Origin of the sequence: Micromonospora sp. NBC_00860, assembly GCF_045207375.1 — a bacterium.
Taxonomy (GTDB): Bacteria; Actinomycetota; Actinomycetes; order Mycobacteriales; family Micromonosporaceae; genus Micromonospora; species Micromonospora vinacea.
In genome coordinates this window covers 5236951-5259596 of record NZ_CP108825.1, presented here as the reverse complement: position 1 = coordinate 5259596, position 22646 = coordinate 5236951, and the positions used below count along the sequence as shown (strand labels likewise).

Sequence of the window (22646 nt, the reverse complement as noted above, 5' to 3'; positions counted from 1 at the left end):
ACAGTGCCACGGACTGCGGCGGCTCGACGTCCGGGACAACCCTGGTCCGCCCCCGAGGCGGGTCAGGGGGCGAGCGCCAGGTAACCCCGTTCGGCAGCGGCCTGGAGCTGCCACTGGTCCCGGTACCAGCCCGGGGCGGCGACCAGCTCGGCGTGCCGACCGCGCTGGATCACCCGGCCGCCGTCCAGGACCACGATCTCGTCCAGCTCGTCCAGCTCGTCCAGCCCGCTGAGCCGGTGGCTGATCAGCAGCACCGAGTGCCCGGCGGGGGTGGCGGCGAGGGCGGACGCGAGCACCGCGTCCGCAGCGGTCGGGTCCAGACCTTCGGTGGGCTCGTCGAGCACCAGCACCGCCGGCGCGGCCAGCAGGGCCCGGGCGAGCGCAAGCCGCTGCCGCTGCCCGCCGGAGAGCTGCCCGCCCTCCTCGCCGACCAGCGTGTCCCAGCCCGCCGGCTGGGCGCGGACCCAGTCCAGCAGGCCGGCGGCGTCGACCGCCCCGGTCAGCTCCTCCTCGCCCGCTCCGGCCCGTCCGAGCAGCAGGTTCTCCCGCACTGTGGCGTGGAAGACGTACGCCTCGGCCAGCAGCCCGCCGACCGCGCGGGGCAGCGCCTCCTCGGCGTACGTCGAGAGGTCGTGGCCGTCCAGTGTGACCCGGCCGGACGCCGGCTGGACGGTGCCGGTCAGCACGGCGGCCAGGGTGCTCTTACCGGCGCCGCTCGGGCCGACGACAGCGATTCGGCGTCCCGCCGGCAGGTCCAGGCTGACCCCGTCCAGGGCGGGTGCCGCGCCGGCCCGGTACCGCACTGTCACGTCGACGAAGCGCAGGTCGTGCGGGCCGCTCAGGTCCGTTGGACCGGTCGCGGGCGACGGGGTCGGCGGGTCGGTGTCGAGCAGGTCGGCCACCCGGGTCAGGCCCTGCCGCAGCTGCGTCCACTGCCGGGCCGCCGTGACCAGCGCCAGGGTCACCTCGACGGCGGCCAGTGCGCCGACGGCGAGGACGCCCACCAGCACCCCCGACACGTCGGTGGCGAGCGCGACCAGCACCACCGCCGCGGCGGTCACGCCGGCGGTCAGCACGCCGGCCGCGTCCACAGCGAACCCGGTGGCGGCCAGCCGACGTTCCAGTCGGGCCAGCCGGTGGGCGCGCTGCTCGGCGGCGCGCAGCGTGCTGGCGGTCGCCCCGAACGCGGCCAGGTCGGCCGCGCCGTGGGTGAGGTCGATCGCGTCGGTGGCCAGCGCGCCCCGCAGGGGGGCCACCTCGGCGGCGCTGCGTCGGGTGACAGCGGTGGCCAGTGCGGGCAGCGCCACCCCGGCGACCAGCAGCCCGACGGCGAGCGCGCCGGCGGCCGGTGCCGAGATCAGCGCCGCCACGGCCACCGCCAACACACCGACCACTGCCGCCGCCGAAGCGGGCACCAGCACCCGCAGCAACAGGTCCTGGACGGCCTCCACGTCGGAGACCAGGCGGCTCAGCACGTCCCCCGAGCGGTGCGCCGTGCCACGGCGAGCCGCCAGGGTGGCGAAGACCCGGGCCCGGACGTCGGTGATCATGCGAAGCACCGCGTCGTGCCCGGCGAGCCGTTCGGTGTAGCGGAAGACGCCCCGGCTGATCGCCAGCGCCCGGACCGCGACGATCGCCACGGTGAGGCGGTCCAGCGGAGGCTGACCGGCGGCGCTCATCAGCAGCCAGGTGGCGGTGGCCATCAGGGCGAGCCCGGCGAACTCGGTGGCGGCTGCCAGCAGCCCGGCTCCGACCAGGCGGCCCAGGTACGGCCGGGCCAGTCGCAGCACGGCCCGCTCGGCGGCGAGCCGCCCGGCCGGCGTCGGATCGGCCACCGCCGCCGGCCCGTGTTCGGCGGTCATCGGCTGGCCTTCCCGGTCGGTTCGGGCGTCAACTCGGTGACCCGCCCGTCCTCGATGCGCAGGATCCGGTCGGCGTCGGCGAGCAACGCCGGTCGGTGCGCTACCAACAGCGCGGTCCGCCCGGCGACCAGGCGACGGGTGGCGTCGAGCACCACCGCCTCGGCCGCCGTGTCGAGTCGGGCGGTGGGTTCGTCGAGCAGCACCACCGGGGCGGCCCGCAGGAACGCCCGGGCCAGCGCCACCCGCTGCCGCTGCCCGCTGGACAGCCCGTGGCCGCGCTCGCCGAGCAGGGTGTCCAAGCCGTCGGGCAGCCCGGCCACCACGTCGTCCAGGGCGGCGTCGTGCACCGCGGCGGTGAGCGCGTCGGCCGGAGTGTCCGGCGCGCCGAGGCGGATGTTGTCGGCCAGCGAGGCGGCGAAGAGGTGCGCCCGCTGCGGCACCCAGGCGAACTGCCGGCGCCAGGCGTCCGGGTCGGCGGTGGCGAGGTCGACCCCGCCCACTGTGATCCGGCCGCTGGTCGGCACCACGAAGCCGAGCAGCAGGCCGAGCAGTGTGCTCTTGCCGGCGCCGCTGGGCCCGATGATGGCGATCCGTTCACCGGGTCGGATGGTCAGTGTCACGTCGCGCAGCGCTGTGGTGCGCTCGTACGCCACCGTCACGCCCTCGAACCGGATCTCGGCCCGCGCGTCCGGGGCGGAGGCGCCCTCGGCGGCCCGGGGCGCGACGGGTGCGGCGGAGACGGTCAACGCCTCGTCCAGCGCGGCCAGACCTTCCATGCTGGCGTGGAACCGGCTGCCGGCGGCCCTCAGCGGCAGGTACGCCTCCGGGGTCAGCAGCAGCACCAGCAGCGCGGTCTGGAGGGCCAGCCCGCCGCCGAGCAACCGGATGCCGACCGGCACCGCGACCAGCGCCACCGAGAGGGTGGCGACCAACTCCAGCACCAGCGCGGAGAGGAACGCGATCCGCAACGTCTTCATGGTGGCGACGCGGTGACCGTCGGCCATCCGGCGCACCACGTCGGTCTGTGCCCGGGCCCGCCCGAACGCGCGCAACGTGGGCAGCCCGGCCACCATGTCGAGGAAGTGCCCGCCGAGCAGAGCGAGCCGCCGCCACTGCCGTTCGGTGGCGGCCTGCGCCTGCCAGCCGAGCAGCGCTCCGAAGACCGGGATCAACGGCAGGGTCAGCGCGATGATCACCGCCGAGCTCCAGTCGGCGAAGACGACCCGGGCCAGCACCGCCAGGGGCACCGTCACGCTGAGCACCAGCTGTGGCAGGTACCCGGTGAAGTACGCGTCCAGCGCGTCCAACCCACGCCCGGCCAGGGTGGCGATCTCACCGGCCCGCTGCCCGGCCACCCAGCCGGGCCCGTGCCGGCCCACCGCGCCGAGCAGGTCGGCCCGCAGCGTGGCCTTGACGGTGGCGGCGACCCGCGCCGAGACAGTGCCCTGCGCCCAGACCACTGCCGAGCGGGCGGCGACCGCGACGACGAAACCGGCCAGCGCCGGTCGGTCCAGCCGACCGTCGATGGCGGTGGCGAGCAGCGACGCGAGCGCGGTGGCCTGCGCCACGATCAACCCGGCGGCCAGCACGCCCAGGAGCCCGAGCACGGCAAGGTCGCCCCGGGCCGCAGGGACCCGGCGCAGCAGACGCGGGTCGAACGGACGGCGGCTCACCAGTACACCGGTGCCCTACCGTCGGTCCGTCCTCGGAAAACCCACCAGCACATCGCCTGGAAGCCTAGTAGGGCCGGAAGTAGCGGCAGCGCCACCCAGCCCAGCAGCCGCAGGGTCGGCGCGCTGGCGGCCGCGTCGGCCACCCGCAGCGAGGCGTCCGGGTCGGTCGTGGACACCAGCACGTATGGCCAGAGAGCGGCTCCGACCAGCACCACCGGCAGCGCCAGGGCCGCGCCGGTGGCGACCAGGGCCCACCCGGGCCGCCGCCGTGCCAGCGCCGCGCGGGCCGCCAGCAGCGCCACCACGAGCAGCACCGGCAGGAGTACGGCCACCGCCGGCCGCTGCACGGCGTCGCGTACCCGGGCGGAGAGCAGGCCCACGACGGTGGCCAGGGCGACAGCGGTGAGCGCCACCGGCACCAACCGGCGGGCGGTACGGCCGACCACGGCGGCGGCCTCGGCGGAGAGGCGGACTGTGAGGAAGGTCGCCCCGTGCACAGCGACCAGGGCGACCATGGCCAGCCCGGCGGCTGCCGCGAACGGGGTGACAAGGTGCGTCACCCCGGCGACGTGCCCGTCGGCCTGGAGGGGCACGCCCTGCAACAGCGCGGCGAGCAGCACCCCCCAGCCCAGCGCGGCGAGGGCGCTGCCGATCATCACGACGCGGTCCCAGCGAGCGCGGATCCGCTCGTCGTCGGGTCGGCTCCGCAGCTGCACCCCGACGGTGACCAGGATGACGCCGACCAGGGCGCCGACGACGGCCGGATAGCAGCCGGCGAGCAACTCGCCCTCCAGAAGGGGGAACGCCCCGAAGAGGATGCCCATGGCGGCCACCAGCCAGACCTCGTTGCCGAGGAAGAACGGGCCGAGGGCGGTGAGCGCCTCCCGCCGCCCGTCCGGACCGACGCCGCGCGCGAGCAGCAGCCCGACGCCGTAGTCGTAGCCGGCGAGCACTAGGTAACTGGCGAAGAAGAGGCCGAGCACTGCGTACCAGGCGAGGTCCACTGTCTACTCCTCAGACGAGGGCGGGTTCGGGGTGGGCCGGCTCGCTGGGCGGTGCCGGCGGGCGGCCGAGCGCCGGGTCGGCCGCGCCTCGCCTGGCGTGCCGGGCGAGCAGCACCCAGTTGGTGACGGCGAGGGTGCCCAGCAGCAGGCTGAACCCGATCAGCGAGGTCAGCATCAGCGGTGCGCTGACCGGGGAGACGGCCTGCTCGGTGGGGAGCAGTCCGTACGCCACCCAGGGTTGACGGCCGACCTCCCGCGAGATCCAGCCGAGGATCACCGCGACGAACGGCAGCGGCAGGGCGAGCAGGATCAGCCAGAGCGGGAAGCGCAGTCGGATGATCCAGTCCCGGAAGAGCAGGGGCAGCAGAAGCCAGAGGCAGCCCAGGGTGAAGCCGATCAAAATCATGAAGCCGAGCCCGACGCTGGCCAGCACCGGCGGGGTGTAGTCGCCGGGGCCGAACCGCGCGGTCCATTCGGCGATCAGCGCCTGGCTCTCCGGGCCGTCGCCGCCGAACTTGGTCGGCTGCACCGAGCCCACCGGGCCGAACTGGGCGAAACCGAAGCCCTGCACCATCGTGATGGCCAGTGCCGCGGTGACCAGGCCGATCCGCAGCGAGGTGCGGAAGAGCGCGAAGTCCGGGGTACGCCGGAGCAGGTGCCCGGCGCTGACCGCCGCCATCAGCATCCCGCCGACCAGCAGCGCCGCCGAGACCACGTGCCCGAAGGCCATGCCGAGGCTGGGGTTGGTGAGCAGCGCGCCGAAGTCGGTGAGGTGGGCGATCCCGTCGCGGACCTCGTAGCCGACCGGGTTCTGCAGCCAGGAGTTGGCCACCATGATCCAGAACGCCGAGGCGTACGCGGTGATCGCCACGCCCCAGAGCAGCGCGAGGTGGACGCCCTTGCCGAGCCGGTGCCAGCCGAAGATCCACATCCCGAGGAACGTGGACTCCAGGAAGAACGCCACAAGCGTCTCGATGGCCAGCGGTGCGCCGAAGACGTTGCCGACGTAGCGCGACAGGCCACTCCAGTTCAGCCCGAACTGGAACTCCATCACGATCCCGGTGGCGATGCCGAGCACGTAGTTGATCACGTAGAGCTGACCCCAGTAGCGGGTCAGCCGTTCCCACTTCGGGTTGCCGGTGAGCACCCAGGCGGTCTGCATGCCGACCAGCAGGGTGACCAGCCCGAGCGTGACGACCACGAACAGGAAGTGGATCGAGGTCGTGGTGGCGAACTGCAGGCGGGCGAGGAGCAGGGTGTCCATGACCAGCCCTCCATAGCGTTGGCTCCCTTGTCGTAGCCACCCTACACGTAGTTTGCCTACTGATAAGAACTACTACGCCCTGTCGTAGAAAACTCTACTACGCCACGTAGTACGTAGGGGAGATCGCGCTCGATCGTGGATGCACTGGTCTCGCGGCCCCCGCGATGCCCCTCGATCCTGGATCGAGTGCGATCTTGCGAGGGGGCACTGGCGCACGAGGCGTCGCCCGCGCGGTTCTGCCCGCGCGGGCTCAGTGGCGCCTTGTGGGTGTCAGCTCAGGAAGAGGGTGACCGGGAGGGCGACCAGGGTGGTGGCGACAGCGAGAGCGGTGGCACCGAGCACCCGGGGCGGCCGGTCGTCGACCAGCAGGCGCTGCACCCGTACGTCGAGATCCCGGTCGCCCATGCCGAGCGCGCCGGCCGGGGTGATCCGGTGCCCGGCGGCCGCGAACCGGCGTAGCGCCCCCGCCAACGGGGCGTCGGCGTGCAGCTCGCGGGCCTTGTCGTCGGCGCGCATCTCGACCAGCAGGGCGACCCGCTCGTGCGCGTCGCGCACCCAGCCGAACCACGGCAGCGCCCGGCACAGCGCGGTGAACGGCAGCAGCACCAGGTCGTGCCGCTCGTGGGCGTGCGCACGCTCGTGACTGAGCACCGCGGCCAGCTCGGCCCGGTCCAACAGGCTCAGGGTGCCGGCGCTGACCACCACCTGCGGCTTCACTCCCGGCAGGCAGTACGCGGCGGCACTCGGATGATCCAGCACCAGCGCGCCCGGGGCGGCCGGGTCGTTCCGGGCGACCAGGGACAGCAGGTCCCGGTGGCGACGCTGGGCGCGTACGGTGCCGTGGATGCTGCGCACTGTCGTCGTGACCAGCACCGCCCCGATGCCGAAGCCCACGCCGACGCCGGCCAGGTGGAAGGTGCCCACCTCGACCGGCAGAGCGCCGTGGGCGAGGTCGTTGGCCAGGGCGAGCAGGGCGCTACCGGTCGGCCGGTCGTACGCGCTCAACCCGAGCGCCATCGGCAGGCCCATCGCGGAGAGGCCCAACGCCAGCCCGACGGCCTGCCAGCAGACGATCGCCACCCGGGGGCTGCGCCACGTCCAGGTGGAGCGGGCCAACACCTGGGCGGTCAGATAGCAGGCCAGCATCGTGGCGGCGAAGTGCACGGCGTAGGCCATGGCGTACGCCCTACCGCTCCGCAGCCTCGCCAGCGGGTCGTCGGCCCGCCGGCCCGTCCACCCGGTCGGTCAGGGCGTCGGCCCCGCCCGCGTCGCCGCCGGTGGAGCCCGGCCCGGTCAGGCCGGCCTCGCTGCCCAGGGCCGCCCGCAGCACCTCGGCCTCGGTGCCGGTCACCGAGCGGGCGAATCGCACCAGCGCGGCGTCCCGGCTCCCGCCCAGGTCGAGGGCGTCGAGCATGAGTTGGGCGATGTGCGCCTCGCGGCTGGCGGCCGGCCGGTACCGCCAGGCCCGACCCTCCCGTTCCCGCTGCACCATGCCCTTGCCGGCGAGCCGGTCCAGCACGGTCATCACCGTGGTGTACGCCAACTCGCGGCCATCGAGCGCGTCGGCCACCTCGCGCACGGTCACACCGTCCGACGTGCCGGGAACCACGTCCCACAGCACGTCCATCACCGCACGCTCAAGATCGCCCAACCGAGTCACGAGCCAATCCTACCCCCGGTAGTAGACCCCCCACCCACCCTCACCCACCCACCAGGTTGATCATGAGGTTGACCGGCCCCCAGGAGATCAACACCCCCGCCAACCCCATGATCACCGCGCCGACCGGCAACCCAACCCGAGGCAGTACCCCTGAGCTGACCCACCCGACGAACCCGGCCCACGTCAGGTTTTCCGGGGGAGCCCGCCCACGCAGGGATCAAGCCTGACCGCCCGGAGTGGGCGGGCTCCCCCGGAAAACCCCAAAGGCCGAGGAAAGACGATCACACCCCCTTGGGGTGCCACACCGTCTTCGTCTCCAGCAGCGCCGTCATCCGATCCAGGCCCGGGTCGACCGACCAGTCGTGGTCGGCCGGGGCCGGTCGGAGCACCCGCTTGAGGTTCTCCGCCGCCTTGACCTCCAGGTCGGTGGCGAGCGCGGCGTCGGTGACCCCGGTCAGGTCGATCGCGTTGACATCCATGTGCGAGGCCAACGTCGGCGCGGTCTCGGTGATCGCGCCGGTGAGGATGTTGACCACACCGCCCGGCAGGTCGGAGGTGGCCAGCACCTCGGCCAGCGTCACCGCCGCCAGCGGCTCACTCGGGGACGCCGCCGCCACCACCGTGTTGCCGCTGACGATCGCCGGGGCGATCACGCTGACCAGGCCGAGCAGCGCCGGGCGGTCCGGGGCGACCACCGCGACCACGCCGGTCGGCTCGGGCGCGGAGATGTTGAAGTACGGGCCGGCGACCGGGTTGGCGCCGCCGTACACCTGGGCCAGCTTGTCGGCCCAGCCGGCGTACCAGACCCAGCGGTCGACCGCGGCGTCCACCTCGTCGCCGGGGATGCCCAGGGCGACGAACTGCTCGCGGCGGCCCTCCAGCATCTCGGCGGCCCGGTAGAGGATCTGACCCCGGTTGTACGCGGTAGCGCCGGCCCAGCCCTTGACGGCGGCGCGGGCGGCGACCACCGCGTCCCGGGCGTCCTTGCGGGAGGCCAGTGACACATTCGAGGACTGCACGAGATACGACCGTCCCGACTCGCTGCGCGGGAACTTCCCGCCGATGAAGAGCTTGTACGTCTTGCGTACCGCGACCCGCTCAGACATTGAGGTAGCCCTCCAGCCCGTGCCGGCCGCCCTCGCGACCGTAGCCCGACTCCTTGTACCCACCGAACGGCGAGGTGGGGTCGAACTTGTTGAAGGTGTTGGCCCAGACGACGCCGGCGCGCAGCCGGTCGGCCATCCACAGGATCCGGGAGCCCTTGTCGGTCCAGATCCCGGCCGACAGCCCGTACGGCGTGTTGTTGGCCTTCTCCACGGCCTCGGCCGGGGTGCGGAAGGTGAGCACCGACAGCACCGGGCCGAAGATCTCCTCGCGGGCGATCCGGTGTGCCTGGGTGACGCCCGTGAAGATGGTCGGCGCGAACCAGAAGCCCCGGTCGGGTAGGTCGCACGGCGGTGACCAGCGCTCGGCGCCCTCGGCCGAGCCGGCGTCGGACAGCTCGCGGATCCGCTCCAACTGGGCGGCCGAGTTGATCGCGCCGACGTCGGTGTTCTTGTCCAGCGGGTCACCGACGCGGAGCTGGGCCATCCGTCGCTTCAGCGACTCCAGCACCCGGTCGGCCACGTTCTCCTGGACCAGCAGCCGGGAGCCGGCGCAGCAGACGTGCCCCTGGTTGAAGAAGATGCCGTTGACGATGCCCTCGACGGCCTGGTCGATGGGGGCGTCGTCGAAGACGATGTTGGCGGCCTTGCCGCCCAGCTCCAGGGTGAGCTTCTTGCGGGTGCCGGCGATCGACCGGGCGATGGCCCGGCCCACCTCGGTGGAGCCGGTGAAGGCCACCTTGTCCACGCCGGGGTGCTCGACCAGCGCCCGACCGGTGTCGCCGGCGCCGGTAAGGATGTTGACCACACCGGCCGGCAGCTCGGCCTGCTGGCAGATCTCGGCGAAGAGCAGCGCGGTCAGCGGGGTGGTCTCGGCCGGCTTCAGCACCACGGTGTTGCCGGCGGCGAGCGCCGGGGCGATCTTCCAGGCGAGCATGAGCAGCGGGAAGTTCCACGGGATGACCTGCGCGGCCACGCCGACCGGCTGTGGGTTCGGCCCGAAGCCGGCATGGCCCAGCTTGTCGGCCCAGCCGGCGTAGTAGAAGAAGTGCGCGGCGACCAGCGGCAGGTCGACATCGCGGGACTCGCGGATCGGCTTGCCGTTGTCGAGCGATTCCAGGACGGCCAGCTCGCGGGAGCGCTCCTGGATGAGCCGGGCGATCCGGTACAGGTACTTCGCCCGGTCCCGGCCCGGCATCGGACCCCAGACCTTGTCGTACGCCTTGCGGGCGGCGCGCACCGCGCGTTCCACGTCCTGGGCGCCGGCCTCGGCGACCTCGGCCAGCACCTCCTCGGAGGCGGGGTTGATCGACTTGAAGCTGCCACCGTCGGCAGGGTCGACGAACTCCCCACCGATATACAACCCAGAGGCGTTTTTGATTTCCACCACCGAGCGGGACTCGGGGGCGGGGGCGTATTCGAACATCGGCTATCAGTCCAGGGTGAAGTAGTCGGGACCGGAGTAGGTGCCGGTCGTCAGCTTGGTGCGCTGCATCAGCAGGTCGTTGAGCAGGCTGGACGCGCCGAAGCGGAACCAGTCCGGGTCGAGCCAGTCCGGGCCGACGGTCTCGTTGACCATCACCAGGTACTTGATCGCGTCCTTGGTGGTCTTGATGCCACCGGCGGGCTTCACGCCCACCTGCCGCCCGGTCGCCTCGCGGAAGTCGCGGACCGCTTCCAGCATCACCAGGCTCACCGGCATCGTCGCCGCGATCGGGACCTTGCCGGTGGAGGTCTTGATGAAGTCGCCGCCGGCCAGCATGGCCAGCCAGGAGGCCCGCCGGACGTTGTCGTAGGTGGCCAGCTCGCCGGTCTCCAGGATCACCTTGAGGTGGGCATCCCCGGAGGCTTCCTTGGTGGCCACGATCTCGTCGTAGACCTCCTTGTACCGCCCGGCCAGGAACGCACCCCGGTTGATCACCATGTCGATCTCGTCGGCGCCGGCCGCGACGGCGGCCCGGGTGTCGGCCAGCTTGATCTCCAACGGCGCCTGACCCGACGGGAACGCGGTCGCCACGCTGGCCAGGTGCACGGCGCTTCCGCGCAGCACCTCGGCCACGTAGGGGACCATCGCCGGGTAGACGCAGACCGCGCCGACGTGCGGGCAGGACGGGTCGGCCGGGTCCGGACGAAGGGCCTTCGCGGCGAGCGCGCGCACCTTGCCCGGGGTGTCCGCCCCTTCCAGGGTGGTCAGGTCGACCATCCGGATCGCCAGGTCGATCGCCTGGGCCTTGGCGGTGGTCTTGATGGAGCGGGTGCCGAGTTGTGCCGCCCGCTGCTCCGCGCCGACCTGGTCCACGCCGGGCAGGCCGTGCAGGAAGGTCCGCAGAGCGGTCTCGGATCGTCCCAGCTCGGAGAGCTCCGACCGGGCCGACGTCGTTGTCGCCGTCATGGCGAGAAGTCTACGCACCGGACCGCCGAGTGATCTTGCTCACGAGCGCGCAGTGACGCTTCGACGTGAGCGGCGTCCCTGGTCCGACCGCACCCGCACCGCCGCGCCGTACGGACCGGTAGGTTGAGCGATCGTGGACGTACACGTCATTGACCACCCGCTGGCCCAGTCCAGGTTGACTGCCATGCGGGACGCGCGCACCGATTCCTCGACGTTCCGGGCGGCGCTGCACGAACTGACCACCATGCTGGTGTACGAGGCGGCGCGCTCCTTCCCCGTCGAGCGGTACCCGGTGCAGACGCCGGTCACCGGCACCGAGGGCACCCGGCTGGCCAACCCGCCGCTGCTGGTCCCGGTGCTGCGCGCCGGGCTGGGCATGGCGGACGCCGCGCTGGGCCTGCTGCCCGAGTCCTCGATGGGATTCGTGGGCCTGGCCCGCGACGAGGCGACCTACGAGCCCCGCGCGTACATGGAGTCGCTGCCGCGCGACCTGGCCGGGCTGCCGGTGCTGGTGCTCGACCCGATGCTGGCCACCGGCGGTTCGCTGGAGCACTGCTGCCAGCTGCTGGCCGACCGCGGTTGCACCGACATCACGGTGCTCTGTGTGCTCGCCGCCCCGGTCGGCATCGAGCGGCTGGAGCGCTCCGGCCTGCCGCTGCGCCTGGTCACGGCCTCGATCGACGAGGGGCTCAACGACCGCATGTTCATCGTCCCCGGGCTCGGCGACGCCGGTGACCGCCAGTTCGGTGGCATGCCCCGCTTCTGAGGCGATACCCGGTCGGTGCCGGGTCCGGCGGGTCCGTGCGCGGGGTGCGCGGACCGGCTACCGTCTCCGGCCATGACTGGTGTTGCGCTCGCCGAGGAGTTGCTGCTCCTCGCCTACGACGACACGACCGGCAAGGCGACCATGCCGCGGATCAGCCTGGATCTGGGCATGGCCGCCGCGGTGCTGGTCGAGCTGGCCCTGGCCGGCCGGATCGCGTACGCCGACGGGTCCCTGACGGTGATCGACCCGACGCCGACCGGCGAGCCGTTCAGCGACGACGTCCTCAGCCGGATCGCCGCCGACACCCCGCACACCCCGGCGTCCTGGGTGCAGCGTCTGCGGCACGGCCTGCGCGACCGGATCCTCGCCGACCTGTGCCGGCAGGGCGTCGTCCGGGACATCGACGAGACCGAGCTGGGCTTCATCCACGTGCACCGTTACCCGGTCGTGGACACCTCCGTCGAGGCGGAGACCCGCCAGCGGCTGGCCGAGGCGCTGACCGGCGCGGCAGCCCCGGACGAGCGGACCGCCGCGCTGGCCACCCTCGTCGTGGTGCTCCGGATGGAGTCCGCGCTCGGGGTGAGCGGAGAGGCCGCCGCCGACGCCCGCCGCCGGTTGACGGAGATCGCCACCGGCGCCGGGTTCTCCGGCGAGGTGAGCACCGACGACTCGGTGGTCCGCCCGTCGGTCGGCCTGGTCGTCGCGGCGCTGGCCCGGGCCGTCGACCAGGCCCTCGGCCCCCGCCGCTGACTCTCGGCCCGCGCCGCTGACCGTCGGGTCGACCCCGCTCGGCGTGCCCTTTGCTCTGCACCCGCCCAGGCGCCACCGACCGACAGTGGAATGGCGCTTCTGCGGGTGCAGAGCAAAGGGCGGACCTGTTGTGGGTGGGTGCTGCGGGGTTCAGATGCCAAGGGCCGCGCTGACCTCAGCGCGGAGCGCGGCAACGGCCGACGCCGCCCTGCTGCGGGCCGTCCGGACGTCACCGTCCACGACCGGTTCCACCACCTCGAGGTACGCCTTGAGCTTCGGCTCGGTGCCGGACGGGCGGATCACCACCCGGGCCGTCGCGGTCCGCAGGATCACCACGTCCGACTCGGGCAGCAGGTCCCGGGCGCTGTCCACCGACTGCCCGAGCAGGGTGGCAGGTGTGTGTGCCCGGATCCGGGCCATCGAATCGGCGATGACCCGCAGGTCGTCCACCCGGACGGAGAGCTGGTCGGTGTGGTGCACGCCGAACTCGGCGGCCAGCTCGTCCAGCCGGTCCGTCAGCGTGCGACCCTGCGCCTTCAGGCCGGCGGCCAGCTCGGCCACCGTCAGCGCGGCGGTGATGCCGTCCTTGTCCCGGACGTGTTCCGGGGCGACGCAGTAGCCGAGCGCCTCCTCGTAGCCGAAGACCAGCGGCGCGCTTCCACCTCCGGCCCGCACGATCCACTTGAAGCCGGTCAGCGTCTCGTCGTAGGGCAGGCCCCGGGCCGCGCACATCGCCCGCAGCAGTGACGACGACACGATGGTGGTGGCGTACAGCCCGGTGACGCCCCGGCGCATCAGGTGGTCGGCGAGCAGGACGCCCACCTCGTCGCCACGCAGCATCCGCCAGCCGTCGCGGTCGTCCCGGACGACCACCGCGCAACGGTCGGCGTCCGGGTCGTTGGCGATGGCGAGGTCCGCGCCGGTCGAGTCGGCCAGGGCGATCAGCCGGTCCACCGCACCCGGCTCCTCCGGGTTGGGGAACGACACGGTGGGAAACGCCGGGTCCGGTTCGGCCTGGTCGGGCACCACCCCGGGGGTCGGGAAGCCGGCGCGGGCGAAGGCGGCGGTGAGCACCGCCGCGCCCACCCCGTGCAGCGGCGTGTACGCCACCGTCAGGTCCCGTGGCCCGTCCGGGTCGATCACGGCTGTGGCCCGTTCGACGTACGAGGCGACCAGGTCGTCGCCGAGCACCTGACCGGGCTCGCCCAGCGGCACCTGGGTCAGCGGCCCGACCGATCGGATGGCCGCCTCGATGCCGGCGTCGGCGGGTGGCACGATCTGCGCGCCAGCGCCCAACTCGCCGCCCAGCTCCGCGCCCAGATAGACCTTGTAGCCGTTGTCCTGGGGCGGGTTGTGGCTGGCCGTGACCATCACCCCGGCGACACCGCCGAGGTGCCGCACGGCGTACGCCAGCACCGGGGTGGGCAGCGGGCGGGGCAGCAGCAGCGCCGGGCGGCCAGCGCCGGTGGCCACCTGGGCGGTGCGCTCGGCGAACTCGCGGGAGCCGTGCCGGGCGTCGTACCCGATCACCAGCGGGCCGGTGCCACGGTGGGCCGCGAGCCAGGTGACCAGGCCGGCAGCGGCCTGGGTGACCACGGCGAGGTTCATGCCGTTCGGGCCGGCGCGCAGCGGGCCGCGCAGGCCCGCCGTGCCGAAGGTCAGCGGGCCGGCGAACCGGTCGGCCAGCTCCGGGGCGCTCGCCGGCAGCCCGTCGAGCACGGCCGTCAGCTCGTCCCGGCTGGCCGGGTCGGGGTCGTCGGCCAGCCAGCGCCGGGCTTGCTCGCGAATGTCGTCGATGTCAGTGGTGTCCGCCGCCATGCCCCTTGATAGCACGGCGACGGATCATCGCTGCGGGTTCCCTCCGGCTCAGCCGTTCCCGGTGAGCTGGAACGTCCGCGCCATCTCGTCGAAGATCGGCTTGCTCTCCGCGAACTTGGCGTCCGTGGCGGTGAGGTAGAACGAGTACGCCTTGCCGTCCTGCGCCACGCCCCGCCAGACGCCGTGCCGCATCGCGTCACCCTCGCCGCAGGTGTACTCGAATTCGGCGGCCGGCTTGCTGGCCAACTCCGTCTCGGCGGAGGAGATCTGGTTGTACGGCTTGACGCAGGAGGTGCTCCGGGTCTTGAGGCCGTTCTCGGCCGTCTCGGCCCACCGGGTGGAGCTGCTTGTCCACTTCTCGGTGATGATGCGGACCTTGCGGCCGCTGTCCGCCGGGTCGATGTAGTCGGTGTACGAGCCGCCGGTGGCCTTCTTCCAGCCCTTCGGCACCATGACCTGGATCCCGCGGGCGGTGTGCTCCTGCATCTCGAGCGTGGGTGCCGCCGGGGCGGACGCGCTGGGCTGCGCCGCGGGGGTGTTCGGCGGGGCGTCCTCGCCGCCGGAGAGCGCCACAGCGGTGAGCAGCAGCACCACGACCAGCCCGCCGGCCGCGGCGAGCTGCACCTTGCGCGGCCAGCCCTTGACCGTGGTGACGAGCTGACCACCGGTGGCCCGGACCTTGTCCAGCGCGCTGCCGCCCGAAGCGGCGGGTGCGGTGGCCCAGGGCTGGCCGGTGCCCGGCACCGACCACTGGTTGCCGCCGCCGTAGGTGCCGCCGATGCGCTGGGTGGCCTCCGGTGCGCCGCCGTACCCGACCTGCTGGGTGGCGTCGGCCGGGCTGCCGTAGCTGACCCGCTGGGTGGCGTCGGGGTGCCCGCCGGCGTCCACCCGTTGGGTGGCGTCCGCGTTGCCGCCGTAGGTGCGCCCGGCCGCCGGTCGGCCAGGTGCCGGCATCGCGCCGGTCGGCGTGTGCAGTGGACCGGCCAAGGCGTCGGCGCTGGTCTCGTCGAGGCCCCCGGTGGTGCCGGCCGGGGGAGCCGCCTGTGGGCGTTCGCCGCGGCGCAGCGCGGCCAGCCGGTCGGTCAGGGACTCACCCGGGGCCAGCATCGCCTTGCCACCGATCTGGCTGTCCGGCTTCGGCTCCGGCTGGGGCGGCGGGAGGACGGGAATGGGACGCTGCTGCACCGGCACCACGGCGTACGGGTCGGTGACCGAGTGCACGGCCGTCGCCGTGCTGCCCAGCGGGCCGGCGAGCAACTCGCGCAGCATGGCCCGGGAGGTGTGCACGTCGAGCCGGCGCGCCGGGTCCTTCTCCAGCAGGCCCATCAGCACCCGGGTCAGCGGGCCGCTGCGCTGCGGCGGGGCCGGCGGGTCCTCGACCACGGCGTGCATGGTCTCGATCGGGTCGCCCTTGTCGAACGGGGGCCGCCCCTCGACCGCCGTGTAGAGCGTCACACCCAGTGAGAAGAGGTCGCTGGGCGGGCCGAACTCCTGGCCCATGGCCCGCTCGGGCGAGATGAAGTGCGGTGAGCCGAGCACCATGCCGGGGGTGGTGAGCTGCACGTCGGTGGGCATCCGGGCGACCCCGAAGTCGGTCAGCACGCAGCGCCCGTCGGTGCAGATCAGCACGTTGGCGGGTTTGACGTCGCGGTGCAGCACGCCGATCGCGTGCGCGACCTCCAACGCGCCCAGCAGCGCGATGCCGATCTTGGCGACGGCGCGGGGCGCGACAGGCCCGTCCTCGATCACCATGTCGGCGAGGCTGCGGGCGTCCAGCAGTTCCATCACGATCCACGGCCGACCGGCCTCGGTGACCACGTCGTACACCTGCACCACAGCGGGGTGCTGGATGGCGGCGGCGGCGCGGGCCTCGCGCAGGGTGCGTTCGTACATCGCGTCGCGGTCGCTGGGGGCCAGCCCCGGGGGCAGGACGACCTCCTTCACCGCCACGTCACGGCGCAGCAGTGTGTCTGTGGCGCGCCACACCGTGCCCATGCCGCCGTTGCCCACCGAGGACCGCAGCGAGTACCGGCCACCAATGGTGGTGCCGGGCGCCGCTCGTCCGTTGGCGGGACTAACTGGTCCGCCGCTCCACGTCGGGATCTGAGTCACAGAAAAGCCACCGGGGGAAATCGAGGGGGGCTGGGACACAACCCCCCTATCTTGCTGGTTCCGACGCCCGATGCGAAAGCCGACGCGACGGACGTTTATCGAAGTCGACAGAACGTGCCCTGTCGTTCACCACGAGTCGACCGGTCGGGACGCACTGTGCGGTATCCCTCACCCGACGACGTGGCCAGGCGTCTTACCATCCGGGGATGAACCAACGGCGGTCAAGTGAGTCCGGTTTCCCGATCAACGGCGTCTACACGGAGGCCGACCTTCCGGAGGACCTGGACTCCCGGCTCGGCAGCCCGGGCGAGTTCCCGTACACCCGGGGTGTCTACCCCACCATGTACACCTCCCGCCCGTGGACGATGCGCCAGTACGCCGGCTTCGGTACCGCCACCGAGTCCAACGCGCGGTACCACCAGCTGTTGCGGGCCGGCACGATGGGTCTCTCGGTCGCGTTCGACCTGCCGACCCAGATGGGCTACGACTCCGACGAACCGATCGCGCACGGTGAGGTCGGCAAGGTGGGTGTCGCCATCGACTCCATCGAGGACATGCGGCTGCTCTTCGCCGACATCCCACTGGACAAGGTGTCCACCTCGATGACCATCAACGCGCCCGGCTCGGTGCTGCTGCTGCTCTACCAGCTCGTCGCCGAGGAGAACGGGGTGCCGGGCACGGCGCTCAACGGCACCATCCAGAACGACATCCTCAAGGAGTACATCGCCCGGGGCACGTACATCTTCCCGCCGAAGCCGTCGCTGCGCCTGGTGGCCGACACGTTCGCGTACTGCCGCAAGGAGGTGCCGAAGTGGAACACCATCTCCATCTCCGGCTACCACATGGCGGAGGCCGGCGCGACGCCCGCGCAGGAGATCGCGTTCACCCTGGCCAACGGTGTGGAGTACGTGCGGGCGGCGCTGGCCGCCGGGCTCGCCGTCGACGACTTCGCGCCCCGGCTGTCGTTCTTCTTCGTGGCCCGTACCACGCTGCTGGAGGAGGTGGCGAAGTTCCGCGCGGCCCGGCGGATCTGGGCCCGCCTGATGCGTGACGACTTCGGCGCCAAGGACCCGAAGTCGATGATGCTGCGGTTCCACACCCAGACCGCCGGCGTGCAACTGACCGCGCAGCAGCCGGAGGTGAACCTGGTCCGGGTGGCGGTGCAGGGGTTGGCCGCCGTGCTCGGCGGCACCCAGTCGCTGCACACCAACAGCTTCGACGAGGCGATCGCGCTGCCCACCGAGAAGGCGGCCCGGCTCGCCCTGCGTACCCAGCAGGTGCTTGCCTACGAGACGGACCTGACCGCCACCGTCGACCCGTTCGCCGGCTCGTACGTGGTGGAGGCGATGACCGCCGAGATCGAGGCCGCCGCCGTCGAGTTGATGGAGCGGGTGGCCGACCACGGCTCGGCGGTGGACGCGATCGAGGCCGGGTTCCAGAAGCGGGAGATCGAGCAGTCCGCGTACCGGATCGCCCAGGAGATCGACTCGGGGGAGCGGGTGGTGGTCGGGCTCAACCGGTTCACCGTGGACGAGGAGGAGCCCTACGAGCCGCTGCGCGTCGACCCGACGATCGAGGCGGCCCAGGCCGAGCGGCTGGCCCGGCTGCGCTCCGAGCGGGACGCCGACGCTGTGGCGCGGGCGCTCGCCGATCTCCGGGCCGCCGCCGAGGGCACTGACAACGTGCTGTACCCGATGAAGGAGGCGCTGCGGGCCCGGGCGACGGTGGGCGAGGTCTGCGGGACGCTGCGTGAGGTGTGGGGGCTGTACCGGCCCACCGACCGCTTCTGAGCGCCCGATCGCGCGCTTCTGAGCGCCCGATCCCGTCCGGGGCCCGGGGCGCGGTGTGTCCGGCGGGCTCAGCGGGTACCCGGTCGGTTGAGCCGGGACGCACACCGTGTGCGCCCACGGAGGGTGAGTGCATGTGAGCGTCCTTATCCGGCTCGTTGCGGAGTGTGGTCGGTTAATTGTCGGAGTGTCAGTTCACCACCCCGACTAATGCGACAATTTGGCAACGGGGCTCCGACTGGCGCCGGGATTCGTGACCGCCGCGATCGGTTACGCGTTGTAGGAGGTGAGGGGCTGATGACGGCGTTCGACCGTGATCTACCTGCTGTCCCCCGCCTTGACGAGCGCCCTCAGCAGGGCATACGTGACTCTGCGCGGTCCGATCATTACCGTAACGAGGTTGCGCAGCGTCACCGTCGGAGGTCTAGGCTGTCTGCTGTCCCCGATGATCCATCCATTCCTAGTGATCGAGAATTCGACGTGACGAGTGCGTTGACGCTGCCCACAAGTGGCCAGCTGGCGTCGTCCTGGCCGGAGCCGCCACCGGGATCCCAGCCCCTGCCCCGCGAGCTGGACCACCTTCTCGCGCTCCGGGTACCGGGGCTGATCGCTACGCGCCGTCACCTCCACTCGCACCCTGAGCTCTCCGGCAACGAGTTCGAGACGGCCGCGCTGATCGCCCGGGAGCTGTCGCTGGCCGGGTTGAACCCGCGCCTGCTGCCCAAGGGCAACGGCGTGATCTGCGATGTCAACGGCGTGCCGGACGGCCCGGTCGTGGCGCTGCGCGCCGACATCGACGCCCTGCCGCTCGACGATCCCAAGGACGTCCCGTACCGGTCGACAGTGGAGGGCGTCTGCCACGCCTGCGGGCACGACGTGCACACCTCGATCCTGCTCGGCGTCGGCATGCTGCTGGCCCAGCTCGCCGACCTCGGCGAGCTGGACGGCCGGGTCCGGCTCATCTTCCAGCCGGCCGAGGAGATCCTGCCCTGCGGTTCGCTGGAGGTCATCGAGGCCGGCGGCCTGGACGACGTGGTGCAGATCTTCGCGCTGCACTGCGACCCGAACCTCCCGGTGGGCAAGGTCGGCCTGCGGGTCGGCCCGATCACCGCGGCCGCCGACAACGTGACCGTCCGGCTCTCCGGCCCGGGCGGGCACACCGCCCGCCCGCACCTGACCGTCGACATGGTCGACGCGCTCGGTCGGCTGATCACCGAGGTGCCCGCCCTGGTCAGCCGCCGGGTGCCGGCCAACAGTGGCCTGCTGTTGGTCTTCGGCCACGCCTCGGCCGGCACCCGCTACAACGTCATCCCGTCCGAGGCCAGCGCCTCCGGCACCCTCCGGGTGATGGACCGCGACACCTGGGAGCGGGCTCCCAAGATCGTCGCTCAGGTGGTGCGGGACGTGATCGCACCGACCGGCGCCACTGTCGACCTGGAATACCTGCGCGGCCGGCCGCCGGTGTGCAACGACTCCCGTGCCATCCAGGTGCTGACCGCCGCCACCGCCGCCGCGCTCGGCCCGGACGGGGTCGCCGAGACACCGCAGAGCATGGGCGGCGAGGACTTCTCCTGGTACCTGGAGTACGTCCCCGGCGCCCTCGCCCGGCTCGGCGTGGGTCGCTCCGGCCCCAACGTCGACCTGCACCGCGCGAGTTTCGACGTGGACGAGCGGGCCATCGCGGTGGGCGTCCGCGTCATGGTGCAGACCGCGCTGCGGGCACTGGCGGCGGCGCGCTGACCGGCGCGACCAGAGCCGGGGCCTTGCGCCGCCGGCGCAACACCACAAGCAGCACCGCCAGCGGTACGCCGAGCGCCACCAGCCAGGGCAGCAACGCGCCCAGCACCGTGAGCAGGACGGTCATCGAGACGACGAACGCCTTCCAACCGCCCCTGAGTCCGACCAGGAAGCCGGTCTCGGCCTTCTCCTCGGTGGCCTTCGCCCTCGGCCCGGCCAGCGACACGGTGATCGTGGAGAGGGCGGTCAGGTCGGCCAGGCGTCGCTTCTTGGCCTCCAGCGAGGCCAAGTCGGCCTCCCGGCGACCCAACTCGTTCTCCAGCGACACCAGGTCGGTGATCGAGGAAGCCCGGGCCAGCAACCGGCGGGCGCTCTCCACCCGCGCGCGCTGGCTGGCGATCCGGGCGTCCAGGTCGACGGTCTCCTCGGTGACGTCCTGAGTGTCGATCTCCCGGCTCTGCTGCCGACCGAGCTTCGCCATCTCCTCCACCACGTCGGTGAACTTCGCCGCCGGCACCCGTAGCTCCAGCTCCGCCACCGCGTCGTCGTCGTCGGCACTGCGCCGCTGGTCGCCGCCGACGAAGCCACCGGCCCGGGTGACCACGGCGGTGGCCTCGCGGGCGGCCGAGTCCACATCGTCCACCTGCACCCGCATCGTTCCGGTGTAGATGATCGCCCGCTGGTCGACCCGCAGGTCCGGTGCTCCGGCCCCGGCCCCCTCCGGTGCGCCCGCGGCGGCGTCCCGGCCCGCCTCGCCACCGTTTGCCGCTGGCGCCTCTGCCGCCGAGCCAGCGGTGTCCTTCGACCCGCTGTCGCCGGCACCGCATCCCGTCAGCGCCAACGCCGCCGCCAGTGTCGTCGCCGCCAGCAGCGCACTGCGGCGTCGTCCCACCTGTCCGTCCATCCCCGCTCCCATCGTCGTCAACCGGTGTGGCGATAGCTCGGACGCGACGCGCACGCCGGCTGGTTCCGGCAGACTGCGCTGAGGACGTCACGATTCGATAATCGAGGAGTCACGATGCGGCTCACCAAGTACGCCCACTCCTGTCTCCGGGTGGAACACGACGGGGGAGTGCTCGTCGTCGACCCCGGGGTGTTCGGCGACGCCGAGGCGGCGCTGGACGGTGCGGACGCGGTGCTGATCACCCACCAACACCCCGACCACCTCGACCTGGCAGCGGTACGCCTTCAGCTCGACCGGCAACCGTTCCCGATCCACGGGCCCGCCTCGCTCGCCGACGCCCTGGGCGACGCGGCGGACGTGCTGCGCCCGGTCAGCGTCGGTGAGTCGTTCACCGCCGCCGGGGTCGCCGTGCGCGCGTACGGGGGGCGGCACGCCGTGATCCACCCCGACATCCCGGTGATCGACAACCTCGGTTACCTGATCAACGACGTGGTCTACCACCCGGGCGACTCCCTGGTGGTGCCCGACGAGACACCCGTCGACACGCTCTTCGCGCCGATCCACGCCCCCTGGTCGAAGTTCTCCGAGGTGGTCGACTTCATCCGCGCGGTCGCACCGCGGCGCGCGTACGCAGTGCACGACGCGTTGCTCAACGACAACGGGCTGGGCGTGCTCGACAGGCAGTACACGGCGCTGTCCGGCACCGAGTACCAGCGACTGGAGCCCGGTAGCCGGGTGGACGTCTGACCCGATGCCCGGCCTCTCCGCGGAGCTGGTGCAGCAGCTCTACCGCACCCCACCGGACCGGTTCGTGGCCGCCCGGGACGCCGCCGTGGCCGACGCCCGGCGGGCCGGCGACCCGACCACCGCCCGACAACTGGCCCGGCTGCGTCGCCCGACGGTGGCCGCCTGGCTGGTGAACCTGCTCGCCATCCGACGCCCGGAGCTGGTCGCCGACCTGGTGCAGCTCGCCGACGCCCTGCGGGTCGCCCAGCGGGAGCTGCGCGGGCCTCGACTGCGGGAGCTGTCCGCGCAGCGCCGGGCGGTGGTCGGCGCCCTGGTCGCAGAGGTCCGCAAGCTCGCCGCGGCCGAGCCGGACGCGCCACCGGCGAACCGGCTGCCGCTGGCCGAGGTGGAGGAGACGTTGAACGCGGCGTTCTCCGACGTCGAGGTCGCCGAGCAGGTGCGGGCCGGTCGCCTGTTGCGGGCGGCCACCTACGCCGGCTTCGGTGAGGTGCCCCGGCCACAACTGCGGCTGGTCACCGGCGATGAGGAAGAACGCGAGGCGGAACGCCCGGCCCGCCGACCCGGCCCGCAGCGGGGCCGTCCCGAGGCGGCACCCCGCCCGGACCGGGCGGCCGAGCGCGCCGAGCAGGCTGCCCAGCGGGCGGCCCGAGCCGAGCGGGCCCGGCAGCGCCGCGCCCTGGACCGGGAGTTGGCGAAGGCCCAGGCGGACCAGGAGCGGGCCGAGGCCGAGCTGACCGAGGCGACCGGGCAGGAGCGCGACGGCGCGGCCGTACTCGATGGTCTCGAGTCCGAGCTGGCCGAGCTGGAGCGGCGGCGCGCGGTCGCCGAGCAGGATCTCAGCCGGGCCAAGCTGGCCCGGCGTGCCGCCGAGCGGGCGGTCACAGTGGCCCGGCGGCGCGCCGGTGAGGTCGAGGCGGCGGTCGAGGCACTGGCGGCCGAAGAGGGGAATGCGGACGCGGGCGGCGGCGCGGCAGACTGACCATCGATGGACGACGACGAGTGTGCGGGTCGTACCCGGGGTCGGGGCGTGGTCGTGGTCGGCGGGTCGGGTTGCCCGAGCGGGGCAC

18 protein-coding genes are annotated in these 22646 nt (G+C 72.8%); 6 read left to right on the top strand and 12 right to left on the bottom strand.

All coding sequences use genetic code 11. The features are described from left to right. Positions 1–62 precede the first annotated feature (62 nt). The 9 genes from cydC to deoC all read right to left on the bottom strand — a co-directional run bounded on the left by cydC (position 63) and on the right by deoC (position 10958). The gene (gene cydC, locus OH804_RS24075; protein ID WP_406059671.1) at positions 63–1862 is read right to left on the bottom strand and encodes a thiol reductant ABC exporter subunit CydC; all 1800 of its coding nucleotides are present in this window, start codon (positions 1860–1862) and stop codon (positions 63–65) included. After that, positions 1859–3535, bottom strand: a complete 1677-nt coding sequence (cydD, locus tag OH804_RS24070) for a thiol reductant ABC exporter subunit CydD (RefSeq protein ID WP_406059669.1) — start codon at positions 3533–3535, stop codon at positions 1859–1861. Before cydD ends, cydC begins: the two co-directional genes overlap by 4 nt. Continuing rightward, on the bottom strand, positions 3532–4539 hold the full coding sequence (locus OH804_RS24065; protein ID WP_406059667.1) for a cytochrome d ubiquinol oxidase subunit II: 1008 nt from the start codon (positions 4537–4539) through the stop codon (positions 3532–3534). Before OH804_RS24065 ends, cydD begins: the two co-directional genes overlap by 4 nt. A 10-nt stretch (positions 4540–4549) precedes the next feature. Then, on the bottom strand, positions 4550–5803 hold the full coding sequence (locus OH804_RS24060) for a cytochrome ubiquinol oxidase subunit I (RefSeq protein ID WP_196921015.1): 1254 nt from the start codon (positions 5801–5803) through the stop codon (positions 4550–4552). Between the two features lie 270 nt (positions 5804–6073). Further along, positions 6074–6979 carry a M56 family metallopeptidase gene (locus OH804_RS24055; protein WP_196921016.1) on the bottom strand — a complete coding sequence of 302 codons (906 nt, stop codon included), beginning with the start codon at positions 6977–6979 and terminating at the stop codon, positions 6074–6076. A gap of 10 nt (positions 6980–6989) precedes the next feature. Continuing rightward, a complete protein-coding gene (locus OH804_RS24050; protein ID WP_091394501.1) occupies positions 6990–7463 on the bottom strand; it encodes a BlaI/MecI/CopY family transcriptional regulator in 474 nt (157 codons plus the stop codon). 281 nt (positions 7464–7744) lie between these two features. Further along, on the bottom strand, positions 7745–8569 hold the full coding sequence (locus OH804_RS24045) for an aldehyde dehydrogenase family protein (protein WP_406059664.1): 825 nt from the start codon (positions 8567–8569) through the stop codon (positions 7745–7747). Further along, on the bottom strand, positions 8562–9992 hold the full coding sequence (locus OH804_RS24040) for an aldehyde dehydrogenase family protein (RefSeq protein ID WP_196921018.1): 1431 nt from the start codon (positions 9990–9992) through the stop codon (positions 8562–8564). Before OH804_RS24040 ends, OH804_RS24045 begins: the two co-directional genes overlap by 8 nt. Before the next feature lie 6 nt (positions 9993–9998). Beyond that, positions 9999–10958 carry a deoxyribose-phosphate aldolase gene (deoC, locus tag OH804_RS24035; protein ID WP_091394490.1) on the bottom strand — a complete coding sequence of 320 codons (960 nt, stop codon included), beginning with the start codon at positions 10956–10958 and terminating at the stop codon, positions 9999–10001. Positions 10959–11091: 133 nt separating this feature from the next. On the opposite strand from deoC, the gene upp reads away from it, so the two are divergent. Both upp and OH804_RS24025 read left to right on the top strand, forming a co-directional pair. Next, positions 11092–11724 carry a uracil phosphoribosyltransferase gene (gene upp / locus OH804_RS24030; protein ID WP_109819875.1) on the top strand — a complete coding sequence of 211 codons (633 nt, stop codon included), beginning with the start codon at positions 11092–11094 and terminating at the stop codon, positions 11722–11724. Positions 11725–11796: 72 nt separating this feature from the next. Further along, positions 11797–12474, top strand: coding sequence for a GPP34 family phosphoprotein (locus OH804_RS24025; RefSeq protein ID WP_112588219.1), 678 nt, complete (start codon positions 11797–11799; stop codon positions 12472–12474). Positions 12475–12624: 150 nt separating this feature from the next. On the opposite strand, the gene OH804_RS24020 is transcribed toward OH804_RS24025, so the two are convergent. Together OH804_RS24020 and OH804_RS24015 are read right to left on the bottom strand one after the other, a co-directional pair. Further along, complete coding sequence (locus OH804_RS24020) at positions 12625–14292, bottom strand: phospho-sugar mutase (protein ID WP_406059661.1); 1668 nt, start codon at positions 14290–14292, stop codon at positions 12625–12627. A 48-nt stretch (positions 14293–14340) separates the two neighbouring features. Then, positions 14341–16404: a serine/threonine-protein kinase gene (locus tag OH804_RS24015; RefSeq protein WP_196921020.1), complete on the bottom strand. Its 2064-nt coding sequence runs from the start codon at positions 16402–16404 to the stop codon at positions 14341–14343. 206 nt (positions 16405–16610) lie between these two features. On the opposite strand from OH804_RS24015, the gene OH804_RS24010 reads away from it, so the two are divergent. Together OH804_RS24010 and OH804_RS24005 are read left to right on the top strand one after the other, a co-directional pair. Continuing rightward, on the top strand, positions 16611–18194 hold the full coding sequence (locus tag OH804_RS24010) for a methylmalonyl-CoA mutase (protein ID WP_406059658.1): 1584 nt from the start codon (positions 16611–16613) through the stop codon (positions 18192–18194). A 477-nt stretch (positions 18195–18671) separates the two neighbouring features. Further along, positions 18672–19931: an amidohydrolase gene (locus OH804_RS24005; RefSeq protein ID WP_406059656.1), complete on the top strand. Its 1260-nt coding sequence runs from the start codon at positions 18672–18674 to the stop codon at positions 19929–19931. On the opposite strand, the gene OH804_RS24000 is transcribed toward OH804_RS24005, so the two are convergent. Further along, positions 19888–20853: a DUF4349 domain-containing protein gene (locus OH804_RS24000; protein WP_196921023.1), complete on the bottom strand. Its 966-nt coding sequence runs from the start codon at positions 20851–20853 to the stop codon at positions 19888–19890. The genes OH804_RS24005 and OH804_RS24000 overlap by 44 nt on opposite strands. Before the next feature lie 93 nt (positions 20854–20946). Here OH804_RS24000 and OH804_RS23995 point away from each other — a divergent pair, with 93 nt between their 5' ends. Next, positions 20947–21579: an MBL fold metallo-hydrolase gene (locus OH804_RS23995; protein ID WP_406059654.1), complete on the top strand. Its 633-nt coding sequence runs from the start codon at positions 20947–20949 to the stop codon at positions 21577–21579. Between the two features lie 4 nt (positions 21580–21583). Then, entirely contained in the window at positions 21584–22558 is a 975-nt protein-coding gene (locus OH804_RS23990) for a hypothetical protein (RefSeq protein ID WP_406059652.1), read from the top strand. Positions 22559–22646: the final 88 nt, after the last annotated feature.